The 11664-nt window shown below is 49.0% G+C and carries 11 protein-coding genes; 8 read left to right on the top strand and 3 right to left on the bottom strand.

What is annotated here, in order from left to right:
• Positions 1 to 81 precede the first annotated feature (81 nt).
• Both ESP131_RS08820 and ESP131_RS08825 read left to right on the top strand, forming a co-directional pair.
• Positions 82 to 1605, top strand: coding sequence for a cardiolipin synthase (locus ESP131_RS08820; RefSeq protein WP_029341379.1), 1524 nt, complete (start codon positions 82 to 84; stop codon positions 1603 to 1605).
• A gap of 152 nt (positions 1606 to 1757) precedes the next feature.
• Positions 1758 to 4133 (top strand): glycoside hydrolase family 31 protein, encoded by a 2376-nt coding sequence (locus tag ESP131_RS08825; protein WP_069940426.1) that lies wholly within the window; start codon positions 1758 to 1760, stop codon positions 4131 to 4133.
• Between the two features lie 75 nt (positions 4134 to 4208).
• On the opposite strand, the gene ESP131_RS08830 is transcribed toward ESP131_RS08825, so the two are convergent.
• The 3 genes from ESP131_RS08830 to ESP131_RS08840 form a co-directional block, all read right to left on the bottom strand.
• On the bottom strand, positions 4209 to 5009 hold the full coding sequence (locus ESP131_RS08830; protein WP_069940427.1) for an SMI1/KNR4 family protein: 801 nt from the start codon (positions 5007 to 5009) through the stop codon (positions 4209 to 4211).
• 105 nt (positions 5010 to 5114) lie between these two features.
• Entirely contained in the window at positions 5115 to 5696 is a 582-nt protein-coding gene (locus ESP131_RS08835; protein WP_035397944.1) for a DUF1643 domain-containing protein, read from the bottom strand.
• Positions 5697 to 5711: 15 nt separating this feature from the next.
• The gene (locus tag ESP131_RS08840) at positions 5712 to 6395 is read right to left on the bottom strand and encodes a lytic transglycosylase domain-containing protein (protein WP_069940428.1); all 684 of its coding nucleotides are present in this window, start codon (positions 6393 to 6395) and stop codon (positions 5712 to 5714) included.
• Between the two features lie 107 nt (positions 6396 to 6502).
• Here ESP131_RS08840 and ESP131_RS08845 point away from each other — a divergent pair, with 107 nt between their 5' ends.
• From ESP131_RS08845 to ESP131_RS08870, 6 genes are all read left to right on the top strand, one after another.
• Positions 6503 to 7177, top strand: coding sequence for a CPBP family intramembrane glutamic endopeptidase (locus ESP131_RS08845; RefSeq protein ID WP_069940429.1), 675 nt, complete (start codon positions 6503 to 6505; stop codon positions 7175 to 7177).
• Positions 7178 to 7324: 147 nt separating this feature from the next.
• Entirely contained in the window at positions 7325 to 7747 is a 423-nt protein-coding gene (locus tag ESP131_RS08850; protein ID WP_047395960.1) for a hypothetical protein, read from the top strand.
• 402 nt (positions 7748 to 8149) lie between these two features.
• Positions 8150 to 8830: an ABC transporter ATP-binding protein gene (locus tag ESP131_RS08855; RefSeq protein WP_029341385.1), complete on the top strand. Its 681-nt coding sequence runs from the start codon at positions 8150 to 8152 to the stop codon at positions 8828 to 8830.
• Positions 8827 to 9645: a hypothetical protein gene (locus tag ESP131_RS08860; protein WP_029341386.1), complete on the top strand. Its 819-nt coding sequence runs from the start codon at positions 8827 to 8829 to the stop codon at positions 9643 to 9645. The genes ESP131_RS08855 and ESP131_RS08860 overlap by 4 nt, the downstream gene beginning before the upstream one ends.
• A 12-nt stretch (positions 9646 to 9657) precedes the next feature.
• Positions 9658 to 10728, top strand: coding sequence for a hypothetical protein (locus tag ESP131_RS08865; protein WP_069940430.1), 1071 nt, complete (start codon positions 9658 to 9660; stop codon positions 10726 to 10728).
• A gap of 54 nt (positions 10729 to 10782) precedes the next feature.
• On the top strand, positions 10783 to 11664 hold the full coding sequence (locus ESP131_RS08870; protein WP_069940431.1) for an ATP-binding cassette domain-containing protein: 882 nt from the start codon (positions 10783 to 10785) through the stop codon (positions 11662 to 11664).

The following is an 11664-nucleotide window of genomic DNA, read 5'->3' on the forward strand; positions in this document are numbered from 1 at the left end:
GGTTTCTCTTTTTTGTTATATTTTCATAGTAAATGGGGAAAGAATACTAGTGAAGGTATGTTAATTGAAGGAGGAAGGTCTGTGCGCAACCGGATTTTACAATTCGCACTCGTATTTTTAGTCGCCGGGGGCATCATTTGGGGACTATATCAACTCGGCTATTTATTTTATGTCTTAACGATTTCAGCGACAGTCGTGCCGCTCGCCGTCATCATGATCATTTTCATTGAAAACCGGACAGCGGAATCAACGATCGCTTGGTTTCTCGTCCTGATCTTCCTACCGATTCTCGGTGTCGTGATTTGGTTGATGTTCGGTCGGAATCCACGGCGTCGTCGCCGGAATCGTCGTTCGCATGACGAACGAAAATTGCTCAAACAAGCAATTCGTCCAGTCCGGTCGCTTGCCGTCAGTGAGTTGCCACCGAATCACTTGAAGCTTGCGAACACGATTCGCAACTTCGGTGGTGGCGGGGTGGACGTTCATACATCAAGTGAGATTCTGACGAACGGGGAAAAGACGTTCCCGGCGATTCTTGACGCGATTCGTCAAGCGCAGCATCACGTCCACATCCAGTATTACATCTATCGGAATGATGAGACAGGCAAGGCGATCCGGGAAGCATTGATTGAGCGACTCGAAGCCGGTGTGACGGTCCGGTTCATGTATGACGGACTTGGAAGCTATATGCTCGGTGAGAACTTCTTGCGTCCGCTACGCGACGCTGGAGCACATATCGCAGCCTATGATCCGATCTCAAGTCCTTTGTTCATCTTCACAGCGAACTTCCGCAATCACCGGAAAATCGTCGTCGTTGATGGAAAAGTCGGCTTCACCGGTGGTTTGAACGTCGGGGATGAGTACGACGGTAAGAGTAAGAAGTTCGGCTTTTGGCGCGATACGCATTTACGGCTCGAAGGACGCGCCGTAAAGGAATTACAAGCGACGTTCCTCGACGACTGGATCTATGCCCAAATCGAATCGGGTGACACATGGGAGACGTTTGCGGGTGACGAGACGATCCATCAGTACTTCCCGAAACATGACGTGGCGTCAGACGGAGCGATTCAAATCGTCACGAGCGGACCGACTTCGAAGGATCCCGCGATTCGTAATGCCTTGATTGCCGCAATCATCGCAGCACAACGCTCCATCTGGATTGCGACACCGTATTTGATTCCGGACAATGAGACGATGACCTTGCTTCGGCTCGCAGCACGTGCCGGGCTCGACGTCCGCATCCTGACACCGGGGAAAGGCGATAGTTTTACGTCTTATTACGGTACCCGTTCCTACTTCGGACCACTCTTGAAGGACGGCGTCAAAATTTATACGTACAACCGTCACTTCATCCATGCGAAGTTGTTTCTCGTCGACGGGAAGATCGGTGCCGTCGGAACGGCAAACATGGACATTCGCAGTTTTGTTCTCAATTATGAACTGATGGCGTTCCTGTACGACACGGAAAGCACCGAGCAGCTCGAGCGTGACTTCATCGCTGATTTTGACGTTTCGATTCAGTTATCATCGAATGATTACGTCAAACGACCGCTCCGCTTCCGGATTTTTGAGTCACTCTCACGTTTGATTTCACCCTTATTATGACCGAGTGTCCCGCATCGATTTTCAGGTGCGGGACATTTTTGGGTTGATTCTTCCTTGAAGTGGGAACATGAACTCTTATACACTAGATGTGTAATCGGTTGCACACTACTTAGCCTGGAAGGAAGTGAAAGGGGCGTTAGTCCCGAACCCGTATGCGAACAATTGATGAATCCCATTTCTACACGCGCGACATGAAACCACAAGCACGACCAGACGCCATCATCCAAGGAGATGTCTACCGTTTCACGGTCTTGACGAGTCGGATGATTCGACTCGAATACGCGGCGGACGGACAGTTCGAGGATCGACCAACTCAAACGGTCTTCAATCGTGATTTCCCGGTACCTGCTTACCGCATCGTCGAAAACGAGGAAGAATTGCAAATCATCACCGAGCACGTCCATCTGCATTATACGAAGGGACCGTTCGCTGCGAACACACTTTATATCGATGTCTTAGGGAACTTCAGTACCTACTACAGCCGCTATACGTTCGGCGGACCGCTCCGGACGTTAAAAGGAACGGCACGGACGCTTGATCATGCGGACGGTGTCATTCCACTCGAAGAAGGAATCGTCTCCCGACAAGGTTACGCAGCGATCGACGATTCGAACGCGTTCGTCCTGACGGAGGACCACTTCGTCGAACCGCGTCGCTCTGGTACACATGACATTTATTATTTCGGATACGGTCACGACTACAAACAGGCATTGCGTGACTTCTACCACCTGACAGGACCGACACCGATGTTACCGCGTCAAGTGCTCGGTAACTGGTGGAGTCGTTACTGGCGTTATAGTGAGAAGGAATACAAGGATTTGATGACGCGCTTCAAGACGGAAGACATTCCGTTCTCGGTCAGTGTCATCGATATGGACTGGCACGTCACCGATATCCCAGAACGCTACGGAAGTGGCTGGACGGGCTATACGTGGAACCGTGATCTATTCCCGGATCCACGCGGATTCTTACAATGGTTGAAGGATGACGACCGGATGGTCACGCTCAACTTGCATCCGGCGGACGGTGTGCGTGGGTTTGAAGAAGCATACGAGGCGATGGCGGTCGCGATGGGCGTCGATCCCGAATCGGATGTCCGAATCCCATTCGATTTCTCGGACCGGACGTTCATCGAGAACTACTTCACGAAGCTGCATCATCCGCACGAGGCAGATGGCGTTGACTTCTGGTGGATCGACTGGCAACAGGGTGCGAACTCGAAGATGAAGGGGCTTGATCCACTTTGGATGCTCAATCATTACCACGCACTTGATATCGCCCGCGATGGCAATCGACCACTGATCTTCTCACGTTACGCGGGACCCGGAAGTCATCGTTATCCGGTTGGTTTCTCGGGCGATACGATCATCTCGTGGGCATCGCTCCAATTCCAGCCGTATTTCACGGCGACGGCGTCAAACATTGGCTACGGATGGTGGAGCCATGATATTGGGGGACACCAGCGTGGGGAAAAGGATGACGAGTTATCGACGCGTTGGCTTCAGTATGGCGTCTTCAGTCCAATCATGCGCCTGCACAGTACGATGAGCATCTTTAACGGGAAAGAACCATGGCGTTATTCGACCGATGCGGCGAACGTCATGAAGAAGTACCTGCAGCTCCGGCACCAGCTCGTACCGTATATCTACACGATGAATGCCCGCAATCACTTTGACGGTTTGCCACTCGTCTCACCGATGTATTATGAACATCCGGAAGACGATCAAGCGTATAACGTCCCGATCCAGTTCTACTTCGGAACAGAACTGATTGTCGCACCGATGGTCACACCGATGCATCGGAAACTGCACATGACGGCGACAACCGCTTGGTTGCCGGAAGGCGAATGGTTCGATTTCTTCAACGGGCATCGATACCGTGGCGGCAAACAAATCCGTCTGTTCCGTTATCTCGAAGACCAAGGCGTACTCGCAAAAGCCGGTGCGATCGTGCCACTCGGTCGTCATCTCGAACAGTCGAATGCCCTGCATAATCCAGAGGATCTCGAAGTCGTCGTCTTCCCGGGAGCATCGAACCGCTTTACGTTGTTTGAAGATGACAGTACAGGTGTCGCGCACCGCGATGGTGTCAACGTCGAGACGACGTTTGCGCTCGACTGGGAAGCACGTGAGCTGACGATCGCGGCACCAACCGGACACCGTGACTTGCTACCTGAAAACCGTTCGATTACATTGATCTTACGTGGAGTCCGTGAAGGATACGTTCAGCGCGACGGAGAGAGTGTCACCGGCGTCTATGATCATGCGACGCAGTCCCTTCGTGTCGAACTCGGTGAAGTGACGGATACGATCACGTTGTCACTCCAAGTCGAGATCTCGACGAACGAGAACAAGATGGACCGGTTGTATGCATTCCTCGACCAAGCGGAAATCAGCTATGACCTGAAAGATCGTTTGTACCGTCTATTGTCACAAAAACTCGACCCGGTCAACATGATGCACCAATTGCAAGCACTCGAACTCGAGAAGGATCTCGTCGATTGTCTGCTTGAGTTGATGTTGTCTTAAATTATTGGATAGGCATGTGAAAAAGCCAGTATTCGTCATCCGTATGGACGAGGAATACTGGCTTTTTGGTTTAGGTCAGAACTCTTCGTCTATCTCTTCATCCATCCAAGACAACAGATCCTCTGCATCGAGATCGTCACCTTTACTGAGGATCAAGGTCGTGACGTCGGCTCGTTTCTGTTCTAACAACTCCGGGTTGTTCGTCAAGACTTCCATTAGGTAATACGCATAGGAGTCGAGGAAATCAGGCTGGTCATTTCGTTCGATCAATGACATGAACGCTTCGATGAGTTCTTCCTGTTCTTCATCGAGAATCATCCAATGGGAGTAGGCGAGGAGTTTTTCGTTCTCGTCATCTCCACGGAGAATGTCCTTGATTTCAGGTAACGTCAAAAATACGACATCCGGCATAATGACTTCCGGAACATCGGTACTCAGCTTCGTTAACCATTCGTCATAGGTCGCCGCGACGAAATGTGTCGTCTCATCTGAAATATCGAGGCACCAGACAGTCGGCTCAACACCTTCCGTGAAGTGGAAGTACCAAAAATAGCTACCTTCTCCTTCTGCGAATATCATAACGTTTCCTTCGACGTCCCATTCCCGGAGCACCGACAATTCATCCAGATACCGCTCGAATGTTAATGACGTCATGGAGCGGAGTGGGAGGTGCAATCCGGTTTCTTCGTCCGACCAAGTATTCTTGAACTCGACCATCACCGCAGTAGCTTCCGGGCACCCACCGTTTTGTTCCCGGATTTGTTCGAGGTAACGGACGGGGAGTCGACCGTTAACGGCTTGCTCGATTCGTTGAATGTCTGTTTCTTTGACTGAAATCATCGTTTCTTCTTGTAACTCTTTATCCCAAAATGGCATCGAATGACCTTCCTTGCTATGTAGTATGTAGACCTTGATTATACGCGAAGCTGATGGAAAATGTTTCAAAAAAAGACCCTTTCCGTTATGGAAGGGTCTGTTGCGTCATTTACGACGCAACTTTTTCGCTTTTTGTTTCATGTCGTTGTACGTGATCATCGGGCTATCGTCCATCGTCAAGCGCAGATGGTTCGGTTCACCTTTGTTCGTGATGCCGGAGCAGTACAAGATGTCGGCATATTCATTGAATAGATCCTCGTAAGCCGGTAAATGGTGCATCAGGCGACCAGGCGATCCCCAGCCACAGAGGACGACGCCATTTTTTGCTTTGACTTCAGCAAGTGTCTTCGCGACGAACTCATAGTTCGTCTCATCGAAGCTCGCTTGCGCGAACGGCAGATCCTCGCTGACGAGCAGGTCCGGCATCAAACTGATGATGTCATATTGTTTAACAGGATCACTGACATACTTCTTCATCAAATTGTACGCACGTTGTGTCGTCGTTCCAGAAAGAAAGGCGTCCGTCGTCCGTGGTGTGTAGATTAAAGCGGCGACGTGCGTACCTTCTGCGATGTCGTCAAAGATGTAGCTGCGTAAATAGCGTTTCGTCTTGTCTCGATCAAACGTCGTCTGGACGCGGATCGACGATTCCTCAATCAAGAGTTCGGAAGAATCGGCTGGTGTCATGGGTGGTGCCTCCTTTTAATTGGTCAAACGTGAGCTGATGCGAAGGAAGAATGCGAGTGTCTTCTTCTTGAGGTCGAGGTCGTTCGCATCGATCGCCTCGACTTGTTGCTGGTAACGATCATATTGGGCGAGCACGTCAGAGACATATTGTTCACTGCGATTGTATTCAAACAGTGCTGTCGCGAGCGTGTCTCGGTCCGATGTCTTCGTAACATCGTGTTGGTTCAGGTATTTCGCTGCCGTGTGGGCGCTGTCGACGAGACTCGTCGGATCGGCTTTCCCGTCACCGTCCGCGTCGACTCCGAGTCCACCATATTTCTCGATGGCTTCCGGATCCGTCACGTCGATGCCGTCATGCTCGATGTCACCGAGTGACGTGCCACCTTCGTATCCCCAACCGACCCATGTTTTCGGCATGAATTGGAATGGACCGATGGCGCCAACGGACGATTGCATCGCTGACGAGTTCGAGAAGATCGTCTCGACGCGATGAATGGAGGCGAGCAACTTCCAGTCGATGCCGTAACGTGCCGCGGCTTGTTCGTAGATGTCGATGTTCTCGGCAGGTACGCCATGCTGTCCATAATACGTACGATACATTTCATTTTGAACACGTTCCCGATTTTGCCAGTAGATAAAGCTACTGACGATGAGGGCGAACAGTACGAACAAGATGCTGATTCGAAAAACTTTTCGCATATTGTTCTCTCCTCTGTATAGGATTCCACTGAATGGTATCATATTTTAGTAGGGTCTAATAGCACTTTCTGTGACGGGAGTGTGGAATCAAAAAAGGAGTCGAAGTTATGTATCTCTTCGTAAATGGGTTTTTACTCGGATTGCTCGTCGTCCTTTCGATCATCGCAGCGGTCCGTCCGGTTGATTTGACAATCGTTCCCCGCAAGGAGTTTTATCCCTCGATGGTCCAGTCGAGCGGGATTTTATGTCTGTTGCTCGTCGGCGGAACGCTGATTAGCGGTACGCTATTGCCGGAAATCGGCTTAACGTTTTTTGTCCCAAGAGGTCCGGTCTGGTACGCGACGATTGGACTGATCGTTTTTCTTTGCATCGTCTTGCTTTTGACGGCGACCGTTCCAGCGTTTCGCAAACGTCTGCTACCGCTCTATCAAAGTGAGGCGGAACGACTGATTCTGCCGCGAACGAAAGAGGAGCGGACCGGATTCCAAATGGTCGCGCTGATGGCAGGTGTGACGGAAGAATTGATCTATCGCGGATTTCTGTTTCATACGCTCGGATTATTTTTACCGTTTTCTGACGTCAGCTTCGTCTGGATCGGTGCCATCTTCTTCGGGGTCGCCCATCGCTATCAAGGGTGGTTTGCGATCCTCGTCACAGGTCTGATCGGAGCGGGGTTCGGCTACTTATACCTAGCACTTGAGACACTCTGGCCGCTGATCATCATCCATGTCTTGATCGACCTCGTTGCCGTCTACATCTACAAGGGCGATGTTAATTCCTGACATCGTCAAAAAGCGTTGAATTTGGTAGACTAAATGTCAAGCGAAGTTATCGTTTAAATTGGTCAAGTTGACGGTTGCAGAACAGGTCAAATGACAGGTAGAATGAGAAGGTAAACGCTTACACATCAAAAGGAGATGGATGAAACCATGCGAACGATCACTTCCACTGGCGAGCGAAAGAAGACGAGTTGGACATTGAATATCGGCAATCAGCCACATTTGATGATGGATGGTGTGACAGAACAAACGCTTGATGCCGAGCAACGTGTTGTCTACGACGAATTTTTGATTCCGACGACGGACACTTTGATTCATCGGTTCAAAGCCCGCTTCCCGAACCATCTCTGCGAGAACGGGTATGATGTGTATGGCGCTGCCGCTTTTGACGAACAGGTCGTCGAACTGATTTCGAATTGGTTCATCGAGCTGGTCACCGTCTTAACAGCGATGCAGCGGACGAAAGGCATTCAGCATGTCCAGATTGAAGGCGGTGTCGCAAAACGGACCGACTTCTTACCGACCGTGCGTCGGACATGCCGGGCACTGGAGTCAACGATTAATATTTATTGAAACACCAGTCACGTGTTCAGAGGGGACGTCCATTAGGGCGTCCTCTCTTTTTTTGATCAACGAATCGAAAGAGTCAGATGTCATGAGGATAACGTGCACTTTTTTGTTCATCTCGAATCGTTTTCCTGGGACAAGCATCGCGCCGCTTTACTTCGTTGCAGGGTCGCTCCTGTTTGTTTTTCCCTAGGAAGCGATTTCGAGTGAACAAATCGCGTTTCTTTCTTCCAGATAGAAACGAAGTCGAAAGACTCGCGGAGTCGGACATGATTGTCCGACTCTTTTTCATTTTCTGGATATATTCAGGGAAAAACAGGTTGACGACAGACTGTATGGCATGTACCATACAGTTAACAGATGTACTATTGTCTTAATACAATGGTGATAATGAAGGAGGAAAGTCTAGTGCTTGAAGTGAAGGGGCTACAAAAACGATATGGACGAAAAAAGCAGGTCTTACGTGACGTGACGTTCTCTGTCGGTCTAAACGAAGTGACGTGTCTGATCGGCTTGAACGGGGAGGGGAAGTCGACGATTTTAAAAGCAATTCTCGGTCTGATTCCGGTAGATGCCGGGACGGTGACGGTCGACGGCAAAACATCGCGCGACCAGATCGCGTTCGTGCCTGATCTCCAGACGATGCCGAGCTACATGACGATCGGACAAGCGCTCGCGTATATGGCGGATCATTATCCAGACTGGAATCAAGAGACAGCAGAACGATTGCTGCAGACGTTCCAGCTGTTTACGACGGATAAAATGGCGAACTTATCAAAAGGGAATAAGGCGAAGTTTAATCTCGTCTTAGGATTCGCCCTCGATCGACCGTACATATTACTCGACGAACCGCTCGCGGGAATCGATCTCTTCATGAAGGAACAGATCGCTTGGATTTTCTCAAGTGAGTTCATGGAAGGACGGAGCATCCTGATGACGACTCACGAAATTGCTGAGGTCGAGCAGGTGATTGACCGAGTGTTATTCTTACGGGACGGGAAGATCGTCGAAGTCAAAGAGACGGATGAGTTACGTGGCCGTCATCATCAATCGGTCCAAGACCGGATGCGGGAGGTATATCAAGGATGAAACGCTGGTTGTTATTAACAAATGAAGAACTGAAACGGAGTACGAAACTACTGGTGTTCTTGATTTCAGGATTGATCGTCGCGGAAATCGCGTCACTGCTCTATCAGATTTACGATTATCAAAGCACGATCGAGAAAACGATGCGTATCGATCAGATTTCAGAAATGGACGCAATTGCACAAGTAGGTGGTGCGTTGACCTTCGCACAGGCAACGGATTTTTACGATTCAATCATTGTTTTAGCGATGGGGATGATTCTCTTGTTCGCGTTCTGGATTTGGTATCGCGACTGGATGGGCGAGACGAAGTACATTTACAGATTGCTATTGTTACCTGGTTCACGCCGGGCGATTATTGCATCAAAACTGACGGCCGTTCTTCTCGTCGTCGCTAGTCTGATCGGAATTCAGTGGGTGTTGTTGTTGCTTAGTCGTAATCTTTACTTATGGCTATTGCCAGATGCTCAACAGGTCACAGCCAGCATCAACGAATACTCCTTCTACATGAAGTTGTTCTATACGATGTACCCAACTGACATTTTATTCATTTTACTAATGACATTCATCGTCATCTCGTTCGTCTTCATGACAGTATTACTTGAGCGGTCTTTTCGAAGAGGAAAAGCGTTCTTGCTCGTCGGATTACACGGGGTTGCGCTGATTGGCGGTTATATCGTTTTAGGCGTAGCCTTGTCAGCTATTTCGAGCAACCTGAGTCAGCTGCATATGCAATTTTATTTCGGATACGTCGTGCTCTTAACGTTATATGTGTCATACAAAAATCTGCGGTTAGTCCAGACGCGCCTATCCGTATAAAGGAGAAATCTCATGAAACGATATCGTCAACTTTTGATCTATGGATTGATCATTCTCATGACAATCGGGAGCTACATCGGCTATACGCTATCGATCCAAGGCGCAGACTTGTCGCTCGAGACCGTCAGTGGAAAACCTTCGCAAGTAGAAAATTTTAATCTACGTCTTCAGACGAAAGGCATGCGTTCGACGGTTTATGATGTCGATGCTAAGGGAGCCATTGAAAAACAGTCAAACTCTTACGTCGGACAACTTTTCCGTGAAGATAGCATGACGGATTTACCAGACAAATATTATGAGTTCACGACACAAATGGAAACAAATGTCAGTGGGGGTGGGCAATCGGAATATGCGATTCAGATTAAACACAATAAACTGCAATTTAAGATGTTTACGTTCAAGACAGAGAAAATGTTCGAAAAGACATTTCAGTATGATACAAAACTTGAGACAGGGAGGGACTTACAAGCCAGTGTCGTCGATAAACAGGCGATGAAGGTTTATATCCAACTCGATCGAGTCGATCAGCCAAAAGAAACAAAACTACTTGTGCTCGATTTAACAAGCGACCGGGTCGAAGAGATCGTTCTTCAAAAACCAGTAGCGCCTAAAAACGCTCGTCAATTTTTAGCGATTCATCAAAATGAGGTCGTCTACACGGAACAACCGTCTGACAGCGATGAAGAGAACACAAAACTATCTTATTTTCTCGATGACGGGAAGGTCGTTCGGTCCATCAAGGAGTTAAATCAGCAACAAATCGGTTATACCCCCTATGCGAACGGTCGTTATCTAATTGGCTTCCGCCTGCCGGAAGGAGAGACGAAACGAATCGAATGGTCGATGTTCGACTTGGAAACGAAACGATTATCCGAGCATAGCGTAAGCAGTCCGCTTGTTTTGAAAAAGATCGATTGGTTGGATTCGACGGACGAGATGCAGCTCTATCTCTCATCAGAGACGAACGCTGGATTCCAAGTGTCCGTGATCGATCTGAAGAATGAACAACTGATGTATCAAGGTGAAATCAAGGATGCGAATCATAAAAAAGGAACACATATCTATGATTTTGCGATTCAATGAAATGGAGACGTCATACCGAAACCGGATGACGTCTTTTTGAAAGGACAGAATGATATGAAACTAGAAATCGAACAGTTATCAAAAATCTATCCGAATCGAAAACAAGCGTTGCAGGAGATCACGTTGACACTGGAAGCCGGAGTGTATGCCTTGTTCGGTGAAAATGGAGCAGGGAAGACGACGTTGATGAAGATTCTCGCTGGACTGTTACGTCCATCGCAAGGGGTGATTCGAGTCGACGGTCACGTCGTCTCACCACTAGAAGAAACGTACCGCGAACGAATCGGGTATTTGCCGCAGGAGACACCGCTTTACGGTGATTTCACGGCAACACAGTTTTTAACGTACTTGGCAACGGTCAAGGGCGTTCCTAAATCCGACATCACCTCTCGCGTTGAACAAGCCTTGATCGATGTGAATTTGCTAGAACAAAAAAATCAGAAACTACGCCGCTTCTCAGGTGGAATGAAGCGACGGATCGGTATCGCGCAACTACTGTTGAACGACCCGGACTTTCTGATCATCGATGAACCGACGGCAGGGCTTGATCCAAAAGAACGGATTCATTTTCGGAACGTCATCGCGACGATTGCGCGAAAACGAATCGTCTTACTGTCGACACATATCGTCTCGGACGTCGGGTCGATCGCAAAGGAAATCATCCTGATGCAGCAAGGGAAGATCATCCGCCAAGCTAATCCTTATACCTTGCTCGATGAGATCGCGACCTCGATCTGGTCCGTCGATGTATCGGACGAGACATTACTCGTCTTGCAGGAGACGTACCAAATGGGTGCGATTCAACAAACACGGTCTGGTAAAAACCGCGTCCGGATCATCTCATCCGATCGACCGCATCCAGATGCGGTTCAGGAAGAGTCGCAACTAGAAGATTTATACCTTTATCACTTAGATGAACGGATGCGTGGCGCGTGA

The organism is Exiguobacterium sp. U13-1 (assembly GCF_001750115.1).
GTDB lineage: Bacteria > Bacillota > Bacilli > Exiguobacteriales > Exiguobacteriaceae > Exiguobacterium_A > Exiguobacterium_A acetylicum.